At 46.6% G+C, this 21,201-nt stretch carries 22 protein-coding genes; 20 read left to right on the top strand and 2 right to left on the bottom strand.

Going from position 1 to position 21,201, the window contains the following annotated elements; translation table 11 throughout:
* Positions 1-14: 14 nt before the first annotated feature.
* The 10 genes from HF966_RS02170 to HF966_RS02125 all read left to right on the top strand — a co-directional run bounded on the left by HF966_RS02170 (position 15) and on the right by HF966_RS02125 (position 10,766).
* Positions 15-1,124 carry a trans-sulfuration enzyme family protein gene (locus HF966_RS02170; protein ID WP_168676028.1) on the top strand — a complete coding sequence of 370 codons (1,110 nt, stop codon included), beginning with the start codon at positions 15-17 and terminating at the stop codon, positions 1,122-1,124.
* Positions 1,121-2,284, top strand: coding sequence for a trans-sulfuration enzyme family protein (locus HF966_RS02165; RefSeq protein ID WP_168676027.1), 1,164 nt, complete (start codon positions 1,121-1,123; stop codon positions 2,282-2,284). The genes HF966_RS02170 and HF966_RS02165 overlap by 4 nt, the downstream gene beginning before the upstream one ends.
* Complete coding sequence (locus HF966_RS02160; RefSeq protein ID WP_168676026.1) at positions 2,281-3,408, top strand: vitamin B12 independent methionine synthase; 1,128 nt, start codon at positions 2,281-2,283, stop codon at positions 3,406-3,408. The genes HF966_RS02165 and HF966_RS02160 overlap by 4 nt, the downstream gene beginning before the upstream one ends.
* 22 nt (positions 3,409-3,430) lie before the next feature.
* Positions 3,431-4,285, top strand: coding sequence for a MetQ/NlpA family ABC transporter substrate-binding protein (locus HF966_RS02155; protein ID WP_168676025.1), 855 nt, complete (start codon positions 3,431-3,433; stop codon positions 4,283-4,285).
* Positions 4,285-4,761, top strand: coding sequence for an S-ribosylhomocysteine lyase (locus HF966_RS02150; protein WP_168676024.1), 477 nt, complete (start codon positions 4,285-4,287; stop codon positions 4,759-4,761). Before HF966_RS02155 ends, HF966_RS02150 begins: the two co-directional genes overlap by 1 nt.
* 187 nt (positions 4,762-4,948) lie before the next feature.
* Complete coding sequence (locus tag HF966_RS02145) at positions 4,949-6,082, top strand: 5-methyltetrahydropteroyltriglutamate--homocysteine S-methyltransferase (protein ID WP_168676023.1); 1,134 nt, start codon at positions 4,949-4,951, stop codon at positions 6,080-6,082.
* A gap of 110 nt (positions 6,083-6,192) precedes the next feature.
* Positions 6,193-7,794, top strand: coding sequence for a peptide ABC transporter substrate-binding protein (locus tag HF966_RS02140; RefSeq protein WP_168676022.1), 1,602 nt, complete (start codon positions 6,193-6,195; stop codon positions 7,792-7,794).
* A 22-nt stretch (positions 7,795-7,816) separates the two neighbouring features.
* Entirely contained in the window at positions 7,817-8,533 is a 717-nt protein-coding gene (locus HF966_RS02135; RefSeq protein WP_168676021.1) for a gamma-glutamyl-gamma-aminobutyrate hydrolase family protein, read from the top strand.
* A 152-nt stretch (positions 8,534-8,685) separates the two neighbouring features.
* Positions 8,686-10,530 carry an APC family permease gene (locus HF966_RS02130; RefSeq protein WP_168676020.1) on the top strand — a complete coding sequence of 615 codons (1,845 nt, stop codon included), beginning with the start codon at positions 8,686-8,688 and terminating at the stop codon, positions 10,528-10,530.
* A gap of 62 nt (positions 10,531-10,592) precedes the next feature.
* Positions 10,593-10,766, top strand: a complete 174-nt coding sequence (locus HF966_RS02125; protein ID WP_168676019.1) for a hypothetical protein — start codon at positions 10,593-10,595, stop codon at positions 10,764-10,766.
* Between the two features lie 38 nt (positions 10,767-10,804).
* On the opposite strand, the gene HF966_RS02120 is transcribed toward HF966_RS02125, so the two are convergent.
* Positions 10,805-11,536 (bottom strand): type 1 glutamine amidotransferase, encoded by a 732-nt coding sequence (locus HF966_RS02120; RefSeq protein ID WP_168676018.1) that lies wholly within the window; start codon positions 11,534-11,536, stop codon positions 10,805-10,807.
* Positions 11,536-12,894: a Mur ligase family protein gene (locus tag HF966_RS02115; RefSeq protein ID WP_168676017.1), complete on the bottom strand. Its 1,359-nt coding sequence runs from the start codon at positions 12,892-12,894 to the stop codon at positions 11,536-11,538. Before HF966_RS02115 ends, HF966_RS02120 begins: the two co-directional genes overlap by 1 nt.
* A 231-nt stretch (positions 12,895-13,125) precedes the next feature.
* Between HF966_RS02115 and HF966_RS02110 the strand changes: the two genes are divergently transcribed.
* The 10 genes from HF966_RS02110 to rimI (HF966_RS02065) all read left to right on the top strand — a co-directional run bounded on the left by HF966_RS02110 (position 13,126) and on the right by rimI (HF966_RS02065) (position 21,185).
* Entirely contained in the window at positions 13,126-13,731 is a 606-nt protein-coding gene (locus HF966_RS02110; RefSeq protein WP_168676016.1) for a thymidine kinase, read from the top strand.
* A 94-nt stretch (positions 13,732-13,825) separates the two neighbouring features.
* Positions 13,826-14,899: a peptide chain release factor 1 gene (prfA, locus tag HF966_RS02105; RefSeq protein WP_168676015.1), complete on the top strand. Its 1,074-nt coding sequence runs from the start codon at positions 13,826-13,828 to the stop codon at positions 14,897-14,899.
* Positions 14,900-14,901: 2 nt separating this feature from the next.
* The gene (gene prmC, locus HF966_RS02100; protein WP_168676014.1) at positions 14,902-15,909 is read left to right on the top strand and encodes a peptide chain release factor N(5)-glutamine methyltransferase; all 1,008 of its coding nucleotides are present in this window, start codon (positions 14,902-14,904) and stop codon (positions 15,907-15,909) included.
* Between the two features lie 2 nt (positions 15,910-15,911).
* Positions 15,912-16,919 carry an L-threonylcarbamoyladenylate synthase gene (locus HF966_RS02095; RefSeq protein WP_168676013.1) on the top strand — a complete coding sequence of 336 codons (1,008 nt, stop codon included), beginning with the start codon at positions 15,912-15,914 and terminating at the stop codon, positions 16,917-16,919.
* A gap of 253 nt (positions 16,920-17,172) precedes the next feature.
* Complete coding sequence (locus HF966_RS02090) at positions 17,173-17,442, top strand: phosphocarrier protein HPr (RefSeq protein ID WP_168676012.1); 270 nt, start codon at positions 17,173-17,175, stop codon at positions 17,440-17,442.
* A 2-nt stretch (positions 17,443-17,444) separates the two neighbouring features.
* Positions 17,445-19,160: a phosphoenolpyruvate--protein phosphotransferase gene (gene ptsP / locus HF966_RS02085; RefSeq protein WP_168676011.1), complete on the top strand. Its 1,716-nt coding sequence runs from the start codon at positions 17,445-17,447 to the stop codon at positions 19,158-19,160.
* A gap of 163 nt (positions 19,161-19,323) precedes the next feature.
* Positions 19,324-19,476, top strand: a complete 153-nt coding sequence (locus tag HF966_RS09035) for an anti sigma factor C-terminal domain-containing protein (protein WP_486606206.1) — start codon at positions 19,324-19,326, stop codon at positions 19,474-19,476.
* Positions 19,477-19,548: 72 nt separating this feature from the next.
* On the top strand, positions 19,549-20,259 hold the full coding sequence (gene tsaB / locus HF966_RS02075) for a tRNA (adenosine(37)-N6)-threonylcarbamoyltransferase complex dimerization subunit type 1 TsaB (RefSeq protein ID WP_168676010.1): 711 nt from the start codon (positions 19,549-19,551) through the stop codon (positions 20,257-20,259).
* The gene (gene rimI / locus HF966_RS02070) at positions 20,243-20,800 is read left to right on the top strand and encodes a ribosomal protein S18-alanine N-acetyltransferase (RefSeq protein ID WP_168676009.1); all 558 of its coding nucleotides are present in this window, start codon (positions 20,243-20,245) and stop codon (positions 20,798-20,800) included. Before tsaB ends, rimI (HF966_RS02070) begins: the two co-directional genes overlap by 17 nt.
* On the top strand, positions 20,775-21,185 hold the full coding sequence (gene rimI / locus HF966_RS02065) for a ribosomal protein S18-alanine N-acetyltransferase (RefSeq protein ID WP_168676008.1): 411 nt from the start codon (positions 20,775-20,777) through the stop codon (positions 21,183-21,185). Before rimI (HF966_RS02070) ends, rimI (HF966_RS02065) begins: the two co-directional genes overlap by 26 nt.
* Positions 21,186-21,201: the final 16 nt, after the last annotated feature.

The raw sequence follows: 21,201 nt of genomic DNA, 5'->3' as shown, positions 1-21,201 counted from the left end.
TTAGAGGAGTACACATGACAACAACGATTGATACCTTATTAGCCCAAGGGGGCAACGGAACGGATGATGAGAAAACTGGCGCAGTCGCCACACCGCTATACTTTTCAACCGCCTATCGGCACCCAGGATTAGGCGAGTCAACGGGTTTTGACTATGCCCGTCTCAGCACCCCGACCCGACAAGTGTTAGAAGAACAATTGGCCCGTTTGGAACAAGGGGTTCAAGGCTTTGCCACCAGTTCGGGCATGGCGGCGATTGATCTGGTGTTTGCCACGTTGTTGCGACCTGGGGATCATTTTTTAACCAGTGATGATTTATATGGTGGGACTTTCCGTTACTTTGATGATTTGGTGGATCACAGTGGGGTGCGTTACACCGCGTGTCGTGATTTAGAGGACTTTTTGACACACATTCAGCCAGAAACGAAGCTGATCTGGCTGGAGACACCTTCTAATCCAACCATGAAAATCACCGACATTCAAGCACTCAGTCAAGCAGTCAAAGCCGTCCGACCAGATATTGTCATGGCGGTGGATAACACCTTTTTAACGCCGATTTTTCAACAACCTTTAACGCTTGGGGCTGATGTGGTTGTCCACTCGGCGACGAAATACTTAGGGGGGCACAATGATATTTTGGCTGGCGCGGTTGTGACGAATCAACACGTGCTGGCCGAACAATTAGCCGCCAGTTTGGTGACCCGTGGGCAAGTATTAGATCCTTTCAGTGCATGGTTATTGTTACGTAGCTTAAAAACGTTGCATTTGCGCATGGCGCGGCATCACGAAAACGGTGCGTTTTTGGCTGATGCCTTACAAACTGTGCCGGGTGTGGAAAAAGTCTTATATGCTGGCGTTGGCGGGATGGTGAGTTTTTATCTGGCGGATGGGTATGATGTGGACCAGTTTTTGCAAGGTTTAAAAATTGGCTCGTTTGCCGAAAGCCTTGGTGGGCCAGAAACACTCATTACCATCCCCGCAGTGCAAACACATCATGATATGAGCCAAGCGCAGCGCGACGCGTTAGGGATTTCGGATCAGTTAGTTCGGTTAAGTGCTGGGCTGGAAGATAAAACGGACTTATTGCAAGACTTAGTCCAAGCCATTGAAGGAGCGAAAAAATGAGTGATTGGACAGATTTAATTCAAGCTGCGACAACACATGATCCGTTATCAGGGGCGATTAATACACCGATTCAGTTGAGTTCGACGTTTCATCAAGCGTCATTTGAGACGTTTGGTCATTTTGATTATGCCCGGTCTGGCAATCCCACCCGTGAAGCTGGCGAAGCTGCCATTGCCAAATTGGAACACGGCACGCAGGGCTTTTTATTTAGTACGGGGATGGCTGCCATCAGCAGCGTGTTATTTACCTTATCGGCAGGGGATCATCTCGTGGTGAGCAAGCACGTTTATGGCGGGACTTTTCGGGTACTAGAAGACATTTTGCCCCGCTGGGGGATTACCCATACGTTTGTTGATTTTAGCGATGTGGCCGCGGTGGCTGCGGTGATAACGCCAGCTACCAAAGCGCTATACATTGAAACGCCCTCTAATCCAGTACTACAAATCACAGATATTGCGGCGATTGTGGCACTAGCCAAGCAACATCAGGTGTTAACAATTGCTGACAACACGTTCATGTCGCCATTTTTCCAAAAACCTTTGGACCTAGGCGTGGATATCGTGGTGCATTCGGCTACCAAGTTTCTGGCGGGACACTCTGATATTTTGGCCGGCGCGGTGGTGGTGAAAGATCAGCAACTAGCTGAGCGGATTTACTTTATTCAAAATGCGGTCGGCGCGACGCTAGGCGTGTTAGACACTTGGCTGTTATTACGCGGGATTAAAACGTTGGGGGTTCGGCTAGCACAGTCGAGCCAGTCCGCGTTAGCGATTGCCCAACATTTAGCCCAACATCCTAAGGTCACCCGCGTATTGTATCCTGGGCTGGCAACCCATCCAGGGCATGCGATTCATGCAAAACAAGCCACCAGCGGGGGAGCGGTGTTAAGCTTTGATGTTGGGAGTCAAGCCAACGCCAAAAAAGTGGTCGCCGCCTTAAAAATTCCGGTGTTTTCCGTTAGTTTAGGCGCGGTGGAAAGTATTGTCAGTTATCCGCCCAAGATGAGCCATGCGGAATTGGATGAAGCGGGACTCGCAGCCAGTGGGATTACCCCAGGCCTGTTACGGTTTTCCGTGGGATTAGAAGACGTGGCTGATCTCATTGCAGATTTGGACCACGCCCTAGCACAAATTGAATCAGCAAGAGGAGAAAAAAGATGACAACAGCTCAGAAATTACACTACCATTTTGATCAAGTCGGGTCCTATTTACGACCAGACGCGTTGAAAACAGCGCGTGAGCAATACGCTCAAGGCGAAATCACTAAAGAGGCGCTTTTGCAGGTGCAGCACGCCGCGATTAAAGAATTAGTTGACGCCCAAGTAGCAGCCGGTTTGTCGGCAGTGACAGATGGTGAATTTAACCGGTCATGGTGGCATTTAGACTTTTTGGGCCAACTTGGTGGGTTTGAATTTTACGATCAAGCAGCGTCGTATAAATTTCACGGTGAAAAGACCCGTTCGACTAATATTCGCTTGAACGGCCCTGTGCATGCGAACTTGAACCATCCGTTTTTTGATGATTTCAAATACCTTCAATCGCTTGTCCCTGAAGGTGTGGAACCAAAAGTCACGATTCCGTCACCGAGTCTGATTATTAATCGCGACCAGCGTTCGGATGGCTGGTCAGATTACTATCCAACGTGGCAAGCGTTTTTGGACGATTTGGCCCAAGCCTATCACGATACGCTCCAACATTTCTATGACTTGGGGGCCCGCTATATTCAATTAGATGATACGACTTGGGCCTATCTGATTGCGCAGTTGAATGCCCATGCAGATGATCCGGCTACACGCGCACCGTTTGAGCAAACGGCTCAAGATGATGTCTATGTCATTAACAAAGCGTTGGCCGGCCTACCAGACGACTTGAAGCTATCCACCCATATTTGCCGCGGTAACTTTAAATCAACCTACCTTTTTGAAGGGGGTTATGAACCTGTTGCCAAATATTTGGGTCAGTTAAATTACGATGCGTTCTTCCTCGAATATGACAATGAACGTTCCGGTGATTTTGGGCCGTTAGCAGACATTTACAATGGGCGACCAAATGTTGAAATTGTGTTGGGCTTATTCACGTCTAAGTCGGCAGATTTAGAGGCCGTTGATGAGGTGGTTGCTCGGATTAATGAAGCGGCGCAATACGTGCCCAAAGCACAATTGGCCTTATCAACCCAATGTGGTTTTTCATCAACGGAAGAGGGCAATATCTTAACGATTCCTGATCAATGGCGCAAGTTGGCGCTGATTAAAACGATTGCCGATCAAGAATTAGCGACCGTTTGAAGCGTATTTTGGAGGTCATGTGATGCATAAAAAAATTTGGGTGAGTCTGGTTTTAGCGAGTATACTGGTCGTAGGCATCACTTGGGCAACGGTTAAGCAGCAACCAACCAACGTGATAACGGTGGGATCGGTGACCAGTGATGCCGATATTTGGCGCCATTTAGCACAGAGTAAGCAAGCAAAACAATTACATCTCAAGATTCAGGTGAAAGAATTTACCGATGGGCAGGCGTTAAATGTAGCCACGGCGCAAGGGCAAGTTGATGTGAATGCTTTCCAAAGTTACGGCTACTTTGATGCGTTTAACAAAACCAGCAAAGTCGGTAAGTTAGCCAATTTAGGGACAACTTATCTTGAACCGATGGGGATTTATTCGAGCCATTATCATGCGCTGAAAGACTTGCCAGATGGGGCAACGATTGCCATTGCCAAGGATTTGGCAGATGAAGCGCGGGGGTTAAAGCTCTTAGCTGATAATGGGTTGATCACCTTAGCACCTGGGTTTGGGGCGTTAGATGGGTTAGAAAAAGTCACCAGTAACCCCAAGCATTTTAAATTCCAAGAAATTGATGACACGACTGGGGGACGCGTTGTCAAAGATCCAAAAATTGCGGCCGTTTTGATGTCTAACTCCACTTCTCAAGCCAGTGGTTTGAACGTGCTAAAAGACGCGTTGGCGTATGAGCATGTCAATAGCCATACCAAGGCAAATATTAACATTCTAGCCACTGCTGAAAAACAAAGCCATAATTCAACTTATCGCAAATTATTAACACTTTATCATGACAAGACTTCGCAAGCTTACATTGCAGCTAAGTATCATGGCACCAAAACCGAAGTGAACAAATCAATCAGTTATTTTAAAGGAGAACACTAATGTCAGAAACAGTTGTTGAAAGTTTTACCCTGGACCACACCAAAGTTAAAGCGCCTTATGTGCGGGTCATTGAAACCCAAGCTGGCCCACAAGGTGGTCAAATTACGAACTATGATTTACGGCTCACGCAGCCAAACGAAACGGCGATTGAAACGGGTGGTTTACACACGCTAGAACATCTCTTTGCTGGACTTGTTCGTGATGAAATTGATGGCATTATTGACATCTCACCATTTGGCTGCCGGACGGGCTTTCATGTTATTTCTTGGGTACCGTATGATGCTGAAACTTTGGCCAAAGTCTTTAAAAAGGTCTTAGAAAAGATTGTCAGTGATGAGGTGACAACAGTACCAGCCGCAGAAATTCAAAGTTGCGGGAACTTTAAGGATCACAGTCTGCATTCTGCCAAAGCTTGGGCAGCAATTATTTTTGAACAAGGCATTTCAAGTGATGCTTTTGAACGACATGTGGTTTAATTTCAACGGGCAGTGAGACAAATCAGAGGAGTAGGCAATGCCGGTGTCCCCGCAGAAAGTATATTATTTGCATACCAATAAAATCGCCACGGCTGTCTTTTTGACGGGTAGTGGGGCGGTCGATGGTGTCATGTGACCTTGTTTTGTGACGTTACGCAACTATGACGAGACAAGAGGAGTCTGACATATGACACAAGCACAACAAAAAATTGGTTTTCAACACGTTGGGTCGTTTTTGCGGCCTGATGCCTTAAAGCAAGCCCGGGCAGCGTTTGCCAACGGCCAGATCACAGCTGACGACTTAACTGCGGTAGAAGACACGGCGATCACTACTTTGGTGGCCCAACAAGTGGCAGCAGGCTTAGATGTTGTCACCGACGGTGAATTTCGCCGCTCGTATTGGCACCTAGATAACTTTTGGGGCTTTGACGGCGTGGCGCGGATTAAATTTGGCGAAGGGTATCAATTTGCCCATGAAGAAACACGCGATGATTCCGCGCATCTGATTGGGCCGCTGGGTTTTGACGCGACGACGCATCCACTAATTCGTGAATTCAAATTTCTCAAAGCCGTTGCGGATCGCTATGGGGTGGCGGCCAAAGTCACCTTGCCATCACCAGCACAGTTTTTTGCGGAGTTAGTGCGCGGGAAAAATGCCACCCGTGTGCGAGAATTTTATGCGCAAGAGACTGACTTTCACGCGGCGATTCAGCAGGTCTATCATGATGAAATTCTCGCCCTGTATGCCGCTGGTGCACGTACCATCCAACTGGATGACTGTACTTGGGGGATGCTTGTTGATCCGCATTTTGGCGCGCTGATGGCTGGGCATGGCGTGTCCGTGGCTGATTTAAAAACACTGTATTTAACTCTGAATAATGGGGCATTAGCTGATCTACCGGCTGATCTGGTGATTAACACGCATGTTTGTCGCGGGAACTATCATTCAGATTGGGCAGCAACTGGTGGCTATGATTTGGTCGCTGACGAGCTTTTGGGTCAGGAAAACGTGGCGAGCTACTTTTTGGAGTACGATTCTGACCGGGCCGGCGGTTTTGCCCCACTCGCCAAGGTGTCAGGTGATAAACGCGTGGTGCTGGGCTTAATCACGACCAAAACAGGTGAACTTGAAGATAAACAAACCATTATTGATCGTATTTATGAAGCGGCGCAGTATTTACCGTTAGACCGTTTGTGGCTCTCGACGCAGTGTGGTTTTGCCTCAACGGAGGAAGGCAATGTGCTGACCGAAGCGCAACAATGGGAAAAGCTCGCACTTGTCCGTGAGATTTTAACGCAAGTCTGGGGGGATGAGGCATAATCGTTGCCCGCCCAAACGATTCGCGCTATACTCAACTTATTTATTTACTAGGTGCTATTTTGACCGCATGTGAGCGTTGGCTGTTAGTGGTTGCGGTATGAGGGAAGAGAATGAAACGAAAAACAATGATTGGTGTTGGGGTGGCCGTGTTGCTGATTGGTGGTTATGTGTTGTCCCAACAACGCGGGGCCGAAAAAGCGGCCCCCGCGACACTCAAAGTGACGGTCCAAAATCCAATTACAACGTTGGATCCGAATTTTGCGGACGATATTGGGTCGAATTTAGCCGAAGTTCAAACCTTGGAAGGGTTATACACCACGGATGAAAAGGGGCACGTTGTTGCTGGCATGGCTGAAAAAATCGTACAACCGACTAACAACCACACGGTTTATACATTAACACTTAAAAAGGCCCAAAAATGGTCCGATGGGTCATCAGTGACAGCACAAGATTTTGTGGCTTCTGCCAAGCGCCAGGTTGACCCGGCATCTAAATCAACGCGTGCCAATCATTTTAAAGACTTGGCTAACTATGATGCGATTAGAAAGCAGGGTGCAAGCATTGATACTTTGGGGATTCAGGCGGTCAATGATCGCACCGTGAAAATTACCTTGTCGCATCCAGTGCCATACTTTAACTTTATTTTGGCCAATCAGTTGTATCCCATTAATCCGGCAAAGGTCAAAGCGTATGGCCATAAATATGGTCAAACTGCCGCGACGACGTTGTCAAATGGGCCTTATATGATTAAAAAGTGGAATCAATCGGCCACGACTTGGCAATATGAAAAGAATCCGTACTATGCGCAGGCCAAACAAATTCACTATCAAACGATTAAAACGACGTTAGTGACGGATGCCACTTTGGCTAGTAAGCAGTTTTTGTCAGGTAAGGTTGATGAGGCGGAAATTTCCGGCGGCATTTTAACCAATTTAAAGCAGAGCCACCCAGATGAGATTAAATCAGGTCAAAAGGGCCGAATGGCATTCATTGTGTGGAATGCCCAAGACAAAGTCACCGGTAATACGAATTTTAAACGGGCGATTAGTTATGCCATTGATCGCCGAGTCTTAGCGGAGCAGGCGTTAGCAGATGGTTCAACGCCGGCGCAGTCGATTGTGCCAAGTGGCGAAGTTAAAGTGCACGGCAAAGATTTCAATGCCGGGTTAGCCTTACCATTTGACCAAGCAAAAGCGCGGGCCTATTTGAAACAAGCACAGGCTGAAATTGGTGAAAAGAAGCTGACTTTGACGTTAAATACGGCCGATACTGATGCTTATCGCGCGTTAGGTGTTTATTTAAAGCAAAGCATCGAAAGCACGTTGCCTGATGTGACCGTTAATTTGAATCGGATGCCATTAAATGCCGAAATTTCGGCATTTAATAATCGCAATTTTCAGGCTGGGACGTTAAGTTGGTCAACGGATTATAATGACCCCATTGACTTCTTAGATGCCGCCTATTCTGATGGTGCGATTAACTTTACGAAATGGCAGAATGGGCAATATGATGCGCTGATGAAGCAAATTAGTCAACAGCCCGAAGCTAATGATACCCGCTATCAATTAGAGCAACAGGCAGCGCGATTGAACAATGATTTGAATGGGGTAACGCCACTATACCAAGTGGCAAATGTTCATCTTCAAAAAAAGCAACTGCATAACTTAAATTACCCAGTCATTGGTTATCAAAACTATCAGTATGCCAAATAGCGCAGACATCTAGGAGTGTATTATGAAAAAAATCGGCATTGCTGGCAATCACGCCATTCACCCCAACCCCAAATTTGGGTCTAACTATGTGAACTATATCCAGAAAAACTATACGGCGGCAATGACTGAGGCGGGCGCTTTAGTCATGATTTTACCCATTAGTTCGCCAGATTTGGCCGCAGACTATATTGCGAGTGTAGATGCTTTGGTCTTGGCGGGCGGGCAAGATGTGACGCCCGACTATTACGGTGAAGAGCCAACGCCGGCAATTGGTGAGATTGACCGTTCTCGCGATGCGTTTGAATTTGCCTTGTTGGCCGAGGCAATACGTGTGGGGAAGCCAGTTTTGGGGATTTGCCGTGGCGCACAGGTGATTAACGTCGGCCTTGGGGGGACGCTTTATCAAGACTTAGCGACACAATATGGGCAACTGGCTGTCAAACACGATCAATACCCTACCAAATGGAGCACACCGACTCATCGTTTGGTTTGGCAACGCGACAGTTGGCTGACACCGGTGGTGCCGGCCGCGGCATGGGTAAATTCTTTCCACCATCAAGCGGTGAAAGATCTAGCACCAAGTTTAACCTTAGATGCGACCAGTTCTGATGGTGTGGTGGAGGCCTTTTCTGATGAGGCACGTCGAATTTATGCAGTCCAGTGGCACCCTGAAATGTTACGGATGACTGATGATGCCGTGCAGGCGGTGTTTGATGCTTTTGTGGCGAAAATAGAATAATGTAAATTGTTATCAAGTCGTTAAATTGACGGCTTTTTTTACGGCTTGAAATAGCGTAAAATGTGATGAGTAATGTTGCAGCGCATTTTTGGGAAACTGTGACGTTTGGGTGCCAGGCATGTCAAATTAGGCATCACGACTTGGAGAATAACATGTTTCAATATATCAAAAAAATTTTAATTGGTAAGCCGCTAAAAACCCTGGATGAAGGTGGGCAGTCGTTATCTAAGACTAAGGCGCTCGCCTTGTTGTCATCTGATGCCTTGTCATCAGTGGCATATGGTACTGAATCCATTACGGCGGCCTTATTGGCCGGTGGGGCAGTCGCCTTATGGTTGCAACTCCCGATCGCCTTGCTTGTGTTAATTTTGTTAGCAGCGATTGTGATGAGTTATCGTCAAATCATCCACGCTTACCCATCAGGTGGTGGGGCTTATGCGGTGGCGAGTGAAAACTGGGGAGCCAAGGCTGGCTTGGTCGCCGGTGGCTCGTTATTGGTTGATTATATGCTGACCGTGGCTGTTTCCGCTTCGGCGGCTTCTGACGCCATTACCGCAGCGGTGCCAATGTTACAACCCTATGTGGTGCCATTATCCGTGATGGTGGTTATTTTATTGACGGGGATGAATTTACGTGGTTTGCGAGAAAGTGCGAACTTTTTGATGTTCCCCGTGTACTTTTTCATCCTCGTGTTAGCTGTGATGATTGCCTGGGGGCTCTTTCAAGCAGCCACTGGACAATTGCCATATCACGCTGCTGCGCGGGTTGGCACGAGCTTTTCAGGGCTGTCCTTTGTCCTCTTTATGCGTGCCTTTTCTAGTGGGTCGTCATCGCTGACCGGTGTGGAGGCCATTTCTAACGCGGTGCCTAATTTCCGCGCGCCAAAAGAACGTCATGCAGCGACAACTTTGACACTCATGGCCTTAATTTTGGCGACCTTCTTTGGTGGTATTACTTTCCTAAGTTACTGGTATGGAATTGTGCCAAATGGGCATTCAACAGTTTTGTCGCAAATTGCTGCCAAAACATTTGGTGGGCATAATCTTGGTTTTTATATCATTCAATTAGCCACAGCCTTAATCTTGGCCGTGGCGGCCAATACTGGTTTTTCAGCGTTTCCCATGCTGGCGTTGAATTTAGCACGGGATAAATATCTCCCTCATCTTTATATGGATAAGGGTGATCGCCTCGGTTATTCTAACGGCATCTTGTCATTGGCCTTTGGGGCAATTATTTTATTGCTGATTTTCCATGGCTCAACGGATGCGTTGATTCCATTGTATGCGGTCGGGGTATTTGTGCCGTTTACCTTGTCACAGTCAGGGATGATTATTCACTGGTGGCGGGCAAAACCAGCCCGTTGGCTCTTTAAAGCAGTCATTAATTTTGTTGGCGCCTTTATTTCTGCTGTCTTAGTGATCACATTGTTTGCCACACGCATTGAACATGTTTGGCCATATCTATTGATCATGCCAATTATCATGTATATGTTCTTAAAAATTAAGCACCACTATACGAGTATCGCGCGCCAATTACGCCTTGCCTATGCGAAAAATTCCCATGCTGTACGGCATCATTATGATGGCGCGACAGTCATTGTGCTGGTATCAAATATTACCAAGGTAACGACCGAAGCGATTGATTATGCCTTATCGATTGGGGACTATGTGGTCGCGATGCATGTGAGTTTTGATGTGAATCCTAAAAAGGAACTCGAAACGTCAACCCAGTTTAAATTGGATTTTCCAGATGTGCGCTATGTCGATATTCACTCGTCCTACCGCTCAATTGTGAAACCAGCTACCAGTTTTGTCGATGCAGTGGTGAAGCAGGCTGAGAAACGGAATCATTCAGTGACTGTTTTGGTGCCACAATTCGTCCCTAAAAAACCATGGCAAAATATTTTGCACAACCAGAACTCATTACGCTTACGGACAGCGTTTGCTGCACGCACGGATATTTCAGTATCAACGTATTATTACCATCTATCGGAATAAGATAGGTAATTTTGAAATAAAAAGGAGCGGCATGGCGTCAGATACGCGTGCTGATGAAACGCATGACACAAGATACGAAACTAATTTTATTTTTCATTTGGGTCGTCATTGCAATGCTAATTTCGACGGGTGGTTTAATTCTCATTATCCGCTGGTATCATCGCGAAGTGAATCGGGTGAAAAAACAACAAAAGACGTCACAAAACACGGCGACGTCAACAACGAAGAAAAAATAAAAAAGCGACAACCACTTGCAGTGGTTGTCGCTTTTTGGTTAGAAACTCTCAGTTGGAACGGCGTCCAATTTGGCTTGCCAATCCACGTCAGGATACCGAAGATGCAAAGCCGTTGCTAAGACACGCTTAGCTAAATTACCATTGCGGGTAAAGATTGGCCCGTGGAAATAAGAACCGTAAACATTCCGGTAAATCACGCCTTCAGATTGATCCATACCGTTGTTACCATTACCAGAAATAACGGTGCCTAACGCACGCTCGCCTTGACCAAGGAAAGTGCGACCTTGGTGGTTTTCAAACCCATGGTATTTTTCACCGGTGTCGTTATTTTCAATCACAATGTTACCAGTTAGGCGCTTACCAGATAGGACAGTTAATTTGTCATCATACATGTTAGTCGTATAATGATCCATCACACCAATCCCGTCAACCCGTGTGCCGTCGGCCATCACCATGTAGTGACCGAGTAATTGGAAACCACCACAAACTGCGAGCAGTGGGCCATCATTTTCAATATATTGCTTGATTTGTGGGGCCTTTGCGGGTAAATCTTCAGCAACGATGGTTTCTTCATAATCTTGTCCGCCACCAAATAACACAAAGTCAAATGCTTGGGCATCAAAAGCATCCCCAAGTGAGACTAATTGATAATCAACAGCCACGCCAATTTGCTTGGCATAGTAGGTGAGGGCAATGATGTTGCCATAATCGCCGTAAGTGTTCATTAAGTTACCATAGAGGTGCGCGACGTTGAGTTGATAGTCAGACATTAGAAACCTCCTTTAATGTAACCGGCTGCGCCGAGTTGTTCACGAAGTTGTAACATGGCGGTATAAGTGGCCGCAATGTAAACTTTATCCGTTGGTAACGCCTTGATGGCTGCAACAACTTGGGTCAAATCTTCATAAACGGCTTGGTCGGCAAAACCAGCCATTTTCAGCCGAACACGAATGTCTTGATAACGTTCTCCCCCAGTAGCTACTGCTTGGAGTTTTGTATCATGTAACTTCTCAAATTCAGCATCCCAAATCCAACTGGTATCAATGCCGTCAGCATAATTCGCGTTTAAGAGTGCTAACAAGGAGAAGTCGTCTGTTTCAGTAGCCATCATATCGATGACGGAATTTGTGCCGACCGGATTTTTAATCAAGACAATTGTGACATCTTTGCCATCAACGTGAATGGCTTCTTGACGACCAAAAATCTGCGCATTGGACTCGAAAGCTGTTTTAATTTGTTCAGGCGTAACACCAAATTCACGACCTACGGCATAAGCAGCCAGGGCGTTGTAGATGTTATACAGACCACCAATTTCAATTTTAAGTGGTGTCTCATCAATGCTAAAGGTTGAATAAGTTGGCGTGAGCGTGTCAATCGCTGTGACTTGATAGGCAAGGGCAGGGCGCTTGAAGTCATCAGTGACGCTAAAATAGCGACCCAAGTTGGCATACGTTATGAAATCATAGTGTAAAACCGTGTGGTCAGTTGGTGATAGAATACCGTCTGTATTGATTGGCGCAACTTGCGGGTGATAATCAGCCGGTTGGACATGATTAAAGCCAAAATACTGACGTTTGTTCGGAAAGTCACCACGAGTAAAGATTGGCGAATCTCCGTTGGCGAGCACAGTAGCTGCTGGGGCATGTTTAATGCCCGCAATGATTTTTTCATACGTCGTATATATTTCTCCATAACGATCCAACTGGTCACGGAAAATATTTGTGAGCACAAACAGCTTTGGCTTAATGGCAGCCGTGATTTTTTCAACATTGGCTTCATCGACTTCCAACACGGCGATTGGCTTTTTACCATTTGGTGAGGGTTTCACTGGTGTGGTAACCAATGTGCCCGTAATGCCTTGAATCATATTGGAACCCGATGGGTTGGTGATGACTTCATAACCACCTGCTTGCAAGACACGGGTAATGAGTGCTGTTGTGAGTGTTTTACCATTGGTGCCAGTCACCACGACAAGGTCGAAATCCTGTTGGATTGATTTGAGAATATCTGGGTCGATTGCGACCGCAATTTTTCCGGGAAGGCTGGTCCCGCCACGGTGCATCACGTCGTGCAAAAGCCAATAGGCGCTTTTAGCAGTGGCGCGTGCAAGAGTACTTTTAAGTGTCATAATGTCCCCACTTTCATGTTTATCATTTTACCACGCACAGGCATGAGATGGGGATTTTTGATGAAATATTAACAATCCGGCAGGGGGATATTGGAAAGGGGCGTGCCATGAAAAATCTGACGATTTTGAGGCGTATTTGTTATAATGGTAAGGAGTGACAAAATCTATCGTTAGACAAATATTTCAGGAGGCAGCGCCTGCACGTGAGTGCATGGCGCACATGTCAACACTATGGCACAATTATTTTTTGAATACGGCGCAATGAGTTCTGGGAAATCAATTGAAATCCTAAAGGTTGCCCACAATTATGAATCGCAAGGCCGTAAGGTGCTGTTGATGACGCCGATTGTTGATACACGGGCCGGTGTGGGCGTTGTGGCGAGCCGTATTGGCCTGTCACGCGAAGCGTTGGCGATTAAACCAACGGATGATTTATACGCGCTAATTGCAGGCATGCAAGGGGAAAACTTAGCCGTGGCATTAATTGATGAAGCCCAATTTTTGACCGCAACACAAGTGGACCAACTCGCACAAGTGGTGGATCAATTACAGATTCCGGTGATGGCATTTGGCCTGAAGCAAGATGCCTTTAACCACTTGTTTGCCGGTTCCAAACGCCTCATTGAAATGGCGGATAAATTGGAAGAAATGAAGACAATTTGCTCTTTTTGTGGCAAAAAAGCGACGACGCAATTGCGAATTGTTAATGGTCAACCACAACGCACGGGTGAGCAATTATTTATTGGTGGAGATGAAGCTTATATTCCAACCTGCCGGAAGCATTGGTATGCCCCTGATTTAGTAAAAATCGCTGACATGTTTCCTGTGGATAAATAAAGAAAACAGCGGTTTTTTAAACACTTAAAATGACAGCAAGACAATACGGGTAGCGTGTTATTTGCACCACGTATTGTCAGCGGGAGAATAAACTATGGATCCAATTTTTCAATCCTTACAGACGGTCGTTGATCGTTATGATGAACTAAACGAACAATTAGCTGACCCGGCGGTGGCTGGTGATGGCCAAAAATACATGGCGCTATCTAAAGAAGCAGGCGAAATGCGGGAAACTGTTGAAGTCTATACCCGTTATCAACAAGTGATTCAAGCCATTCAAGAGGCCGAGGAGTTGTTGGATGACGCTGAAATGGCGCCATTAGCCAAAGAAGATCTAGCGGATCTCAAGCCAGAAAAGGCGCAACTGGAAGACCAATTGAAGATCTTAATGTTGCCAAAAGACCCCAACGACGATAAAAATATTATCATGGAAATTCGTGGGGCCGCCGGTGGGGATGAATCCTCATTATTTGCCGCTGACTTGCTAGATATGTATCGACGTTATGCGGAAAAGCAACGCTGGGCATTAAGCATTATTGATGAAGCGACGACTGAAGTTGGTGGCTATAAAGAAGTCGCTGTGATGATTACTGGGGATAATGTCTATTCCAAGTTGAAATTTGAATCAGGTGCGCATCGCGTGCAGCGGGTCCCTTCAACAGAAACACAAGGCCGAGTGCATACTTCAACAGCCACGGTTGGCGTGATGCCGGAATTTGAAGAAATTGACTTTGAATTAGCTGAATCTGATTTGGAAGAAGAATTCTTCCGTTCAGGCGGTGCTGGTGGACAAAACGTCAACAAAGTGTCAACGGCAGTGCGTTTGATTCACAAGCCAACCGGCATCATGGTTAAAATGCAAGAAGAACGAACGCAGATTAAAAACCGTGATAAGGCGCGTAAGTTATTGGCCAGTCGTGTGTATGACTTTTACGCCCAACAAAATGAAGCGGCGTATGCCGAACAACGAAAATCAGCGGTTGGGACTGGCGATCGTTCAGAACGCATTCGGACCTATAATTACCCCCAAAACCGTGTCACGGATCATCGCATCGGCTTGACTTTAAACAAGTTAGATCGGGTGATGAACGGTGAATTAGGCGAAGTGATTGATGCGTTAATCATTGCTGATCAGACGGCTAAGCTCGCGGAATTGAACAACGCTTAAAGATGACAGACAAACATTTTGAAACCCCAAAACAATTTCAACAGTCTCATCAGACGACGCAAAAACGCTCAAAGCCACCCGCTAAGTTGACCCAACCACGTTGGTACGAGTGGGATGATCAGGCCAAACCAATGGCCCCAGCGCAAGTAAAATTATCGCTGCTGGAAGCGCGCAAGTGGGCGGTAATCGAGCTGACACAGGCGGGGATGCCTGAAGCCGATGCCAAAGATAATGTCGATTTCTTGTTGACGGGTGCTTTGAACATTAACTACGGTTATTTACGTGCCAATTTTTCTCGGCAAATGCCAGCAGCGCTTGCGGCAGTTTGGCCAAAGTGGGTGGCACAATTAAGCCAAAACGAGCCACCGCAATATATTCTCGGTCATGCGCCGTTTTACGGACGGGAGTTCATGGTCGATGCGCGCGTCTTAATTCCCCGACCAGAAACGGAACAACTCGTCGAATGGATTTTACAAGACGCGAGTGGCACGCAGGGGGCACCAGTGTCTGTGTTGGATATTGGGACGGGATCGGGGGCCATTATTGAGACCCTGATGCTGGAAAATCCACGCGTCAAGGGGTTTGCGGCTGATATTTCACCCGACGCCTTGGCCGTGGCCGAAAACAATGCCCAGCGCTTTGGGTTACACAATTTGCATGTCATTGAAAGTGATGTGTATCAAGGTGTTGCGGAATTACAGTTTGATATCATTGTCAGCAATCCACCCTATATTGCGCGGACCGATGAAGCAGAAATGGACGCTAGTGTCTTGGCTTATGAGCCGCAGATGGCCCTGTTTGCTGATCGTGATGGCTTAGCGATTTATGACAAAATTGCCGCTGGTTTGGCGCGACATTTAACAGCACAAGGACGTGCCTATTTTGAAATTGGTTATCAACAAGGGCCAGCAGTGGTGGCCCTGATGCAACAAGCGTTGCCTGAGGCGACGGTGACGCTGAAAAAAGATTTTGCGGGCCTTGATCGTATGGTCCGTGTCGTGAAAGGATAAGCATGGAGACAGCATTACTCACAACACAAGACGCCCAATATGCTGGTGAATTATTAAAGGCTGGCGAAGTGGTGGCTTTTCCGACCGAAACAGTCTATGGTCTAGGGGCAGATGCGACCAATGACTTGGCGGTGAAAAAAGTCTTTGTGGCGAAAAATCGCCCAGCCGATAATCCACTGATTATGACTGTTGCCGATGTTGAACAGTTGGCGTCCTTTGTCACAATTTCTGAATCGGCCCGCCAATTGATGGCGGCATTTTGGCCAGGGTCTTTGACAATTATTATGCCAATTAAGCCGGGCCAAGTGTCGATGTTGGTGACGGGTGGCTTACAAACTGTTGCTTTTCGTTTGCCGGCTAATGAAACAGCACGTGCCATCATCCGCGCCGCCGGTGTCCCTATCGTTGGCCCAAGTGCGAATACATCAGGTAAGCCATCGCCAACCACAGCCCAACACGTGTGGCATGATATGCAAGGGCGTATTGCGGCTATTGTGGACGATGGCCCTACCGAAGTGGGGGTTGAATCGACCGTGATTGACATGTCAACAGACACGCCAACGATTTTGCGGCCAGGTGCGGTCACGCAGCAACAATTAGAAGCGGTGCTTCAACAGCCAGTTTTTGATGCGACCAGCACAGAATCAGTGGCGAATCATGTCACGCCAAAAGCACCGGGGATGAAATATCGGCATTATGCGCCGGATAAAAATGTGTTGATGTTTGACCCATTGGATGCTTTGGCCTTGAAATCAGCGCTTGCGGCAGAAGACGTAGTCATGGCGCAAGATGAGACGTTAGCAACGCTGAATTTGCCGCTCACACGTACCTGGTCATTAGGCGCAACGCTTGATAGCGCGACGGAGCAGTTGTTTGCAGGGTTACGCTACTATGACGAGTCACCTGATGTGGGGACGATTTACGTTGAGAAAATGCCGCCAATCGGCCTAGGAAAAGCTTACAATAATCGCTTAGCCAAAGCGGCGGGTAATCAAGAATTTACGCTTTAAAAGCACCCAGTGGGGGCTTTTTTTGTTGCGGTTGGACTAAATTATGGGATAATGACACATTAACTTTTAATTTACTGAAAATGAAACACATAAAACATGTAAACGTTTACATGGCAAACGCGATGAGACCGGCATTTGTAACGATTGGGCTTGATATATCAAGGTTTACCAGTATAATTTACTTGATATTTTGTAAGCGCTTTGATACACTAATAGCAGAAGCTGATGAACAGCTAAAAAGGAGAAAATAATTATGGCACAATCAAAAGACTTTCATATCGTAGCAGAAACAGGTATTCACGCACGCCCAGCAACATTGTTGGTTCAAGCAGCCTCAAAGTTCACATCAGACGTTACTTTGTCATACCAAGGTAAGGATGTTAACTTGAAGTCAATCATGGGTGTGATGTCACTTGGTGTTGGTCAAGGTGCCGATGTTACAATCAAAACAGAAGGCGATGATGAAGAAGCTGCAATGGCTGCAATCGTTGAAGCAATGGGAACAGAAGGACTTGCAGAATAATAATGGCTAAGAACTTCAAAGGAATCGCGGCAAGTAATGGCGTTGCAATTGCAAAAGCCTACTTGTTAGTTGACCCAGATTTGTCTTTTTCTAAGACAACGATTACAGATGTGACAGCTGAACAAGCTCGTGTCGACGATGCTTTGAAGGCTGCCAGTGCGGATGTTGAAATCATTAAAGCAAAGGCTGCAAAAAACCTTGGTGCTGATGAAGCCCAAGTCTTTGAAGCCCACTTGATGGTTTTGGCTGACCCAGAAATGTCTGGTGCAATTAAGCAAAAGATTGCCGATGACAAAGTGAACGCGGAACAAGCCGTTAAGGAAGTAACAGACATGTATATTGGCATGTTTGAAGCGATGACGGATAATGCCTATATGCAAGAACGGGCAGCAGATATTCGCGATGTGACCAAGCGTATTTTGTCACATTTGCTTGATGTGTCATTGCCTAACCCAGCATTGATTGACGAAGAAGTGGTTTTGGTGTCTAAGGATTTAACACCTTCTGACACGGCGCAATTAGATCGTCAATTTGTTAAAGGTATCTTAACTGATCTTGGCGGTCGCACCGCGCATGCGTCAATTATGGCGCGCACGCTAGAAATTCCAGCAGTTGTTGGTGCTGAAGTGGCAACCCAAGAAGTTGCTGCTGGTGTCACGGTCATTGTGGATGGTTTGACTGGCGATGTGATTGTGGATCCAGATGCAGCCACCCTTGCTACCTACCAACAAAAGGCTGCTGATTACCAAGCACAACGTGCAGAGTGGGCTTTGTTAAAAGACCAACAATCTACTAGTGCAGACGGGAAGACCTTTGTTGTGGGGGCCAATATTGGTTCACCCAAGGATCTACCAGCTGTCCTAGATAATGGGGCAGAAGGGGTTGGCCTGTACCGGACTGAATTCTTATACATGGAATCAGACCATCTTCCAACTGAAGACGAACAGTTTGAAGCTTACAAAGCTGTTGTTGAAAAAATGGCAGGTAAGCCAGTGACAGTTCGGACCATGGATATTGGTGGCGACAAGCACTTAAGTTATTGGAAACTACCAGAGGAAGAGAACCCATTCTTGGGTTACCGTGCGATTCGTATTTCATTGGACCAAACGGAAATCTTCCGGACGCAACTGCGTGCCTTGTTGCGTGCGTCAGCCTTTGGTAACTTGTGGATTATGTTTCCAATGATTGCCACGTTGGCTGAGTTCCGTGCGGCAAAGCAAATTTATACCGAAGAACGGGAAAAGTTAGCAGCTGCTGGTGTAGCAATGGGGGATGTCAAGTTAGGCATCATGATTGAAATTCCTGCTGCCGCCATGTTAGCTGATAAGTTTGCCAAGGAATTGGACTTCTTCTCAATTGGGACCAATGATTTGATTGGCTACACAATGGCTGCAGATCGTGGTAACGACAAGGTCGCTTATTTGTATCAACCTTATAACCCATCAATTTTGCGTTTGATTAACAACGTGATTACTGCGGCGCATAAGGAAGGAAAGTTTGTGGCAATGTGTGGTGAAATGGCTGGTGATCCAGTGGCTGTGCCTGTTTTGATGGGTTTGGGCTTGGATGAGTTCTCAATGAGCGCGCCATCTGTTTTGCAAACACGTTCACTTATGAAAAAGTTAAATACAGCCGATATGAAAGTATTAGCTGAAAAGGCTTTGGATGCCGAAACTAATGACGAAGTCATCGCGTTGGTTGAAGCAGCCGTTAAATAATCTAATAGATAGTATGAAATTAAAAGTTCTCACACGCAAGCGTGTGAGAACTTTTTTGCGTTGTAACCATTTTGCGTATCATTCGGTATACCTTATAGAAAGGTAGGAGGAATGAAAATAGATCAGTATGAAGACCGGTTAATTGCACTAGCAAATGAAATAGCTGGCACCAGATTTACAACAGGCGCAGTTTGCTGGTGTCATTGTGACCGGCCGAACGGAAAATTTGGCGGCACTGGATCAATTACCCGCCGTTTATGCCACTAACGTTGGGGTAACCACCCCAATCATGCCGTATTTAGAACCACTCAAATAGGCAATTTGACAACACGAGTGACACTGGATTAAGACCGCCGTTGGGCGGTCTTTTTGTGTTAAAATATAACTTATGAAGATTTTAGCCTTTGATACAAGTAACCAACCTCTGACTGTGAGTTTGGCGGAAAATAGTGATGTGCTGCGTGTTTTTTCAACCAATGAAGCCAGGAATCATTCCATTCAATTGCTGCCAGCGATTCAAGCAACGCTTGCTGAACAAAACTGGCCACTAAGTGCAATTGATCGCATTGTGGTTGCACAAGGCCCTGGGTCCTTTACCGGACTGAGAATTGGTGTAACGGTCGCTAAAATGTTGGCGCAAACGTTACAGGCTGAACTTGTTGGCGTGTCAAGCCTAGCGGTATTGGCTGCACAAGTCACGCGTCCTGGATTAGTTGTGCCGTTATTTAATGCGCGCAATAATAACGTCTTTGCTGGGGTCTATCGGGCAGGCGAAAACGTGTTACCTGATGCCCACCAGTCACTTGACCAATTGACAACATGGTTACAGACACGCACCGAGCCAATAACTTTTGTTGGTGAAACAACTGAATTTTCAACCACTTTGACACAATTGTTTGGCGACCGGGCAGTGGTTGAAACGCCGACAGCTAGCTTGCCTGATGGTCATGGGATTGTTGCCCTTGGTTACCAATCGCAACCAAACCCCGATGTGGCACATTTTAACCCCAATTATTTAAGGAAAACCCAAGCTGAACTCAATTGGCTTGCGGCACATCCGGGTGAGGATCACCCTGAAAACTATGTTTTTGAAGTTTAATCATCAACCAAAATTACCGGCGACATTGCCCGTCTTTAACCCAAAAATGCTTGATGTCGCTGGCTATTCCTTTACCTGTCGTCGGGCAACAGTGGCTGACATTGATACACTGGTTAAAATTGAGGAAGCGGTTTATGCTGGTAGGGCGCCGTGGGTGTTACGCGATTTTTTAAGTGAGTTGTCCCGCCCACATGTTCGGCTTTATCTTGTGATTGAGCGCCATCAACAAGTCATCGGCTTTGCTGGGGCGGCCTATCAACGCGAACAGCGGGACATGCATATTACTAACATCGCAGTTGTTCCAGTCTGGCAAAGTCATGGACTAGGGACGGCGATGTTATCTGAAATGACGCAATTTGCACAAGGGGTTGGTGTTAGCACGTTGACGCTTGAAGCGCGTGCCTCAAATCATGGTGCGATTGCGCTGTATCAGCGCTTTGGCTTTCAACAAATCGGTGTAAAAAAAGGGTATTACTTAGGGGATCACGAAGACGCTGTTTCAATGGTAAAAAAACTTGGCAATCCAACGCGCCACAATTGAAGATAGTCAGACGATTTACGACATTGCCCAAGCTGCTTTTCAGCCATCGCCGTGGCCAAAATCGGTATTTGAGCACGAATTAACCAGCCCACGCAGCCGCTATTTTGTGACTCCAGGCGGTTTTATTGGCGTGACCCAAATTTTGGATGAGGTTGACATTGGCAGTCTTGCCGTGCATCCCAATCGACAAAAGCAAGGCATTGCGCAAGCGTTATTAGCGCATGTGTTAGACATGCCAGGCGTGGTTCGGTTTTTATTGGAGGTGGACGAAGCCAATGAAAACGCCATGCGTCTTTACGAAAAAATGGGCTTTGTCGCGTATTATCGGCGCGAAAAGTATTACAAAAATGGCCATGCAGCGATCATGATGGAAAGGAAAATGTGAGTCAGCCCAAGAAGCG

Source organism: Leuconostoc holzapfelii (assembly GCF_012396485.1).
Lineage (GTDB): Bacteria > Bacillota > Bacilli > Lactobacillales > Lactobacillaceae > Leuconostoc > Leuconostoc holzapfelii.
This window is presented reverse-complemented; position numbering and strand designations above follow the sequence as displayed.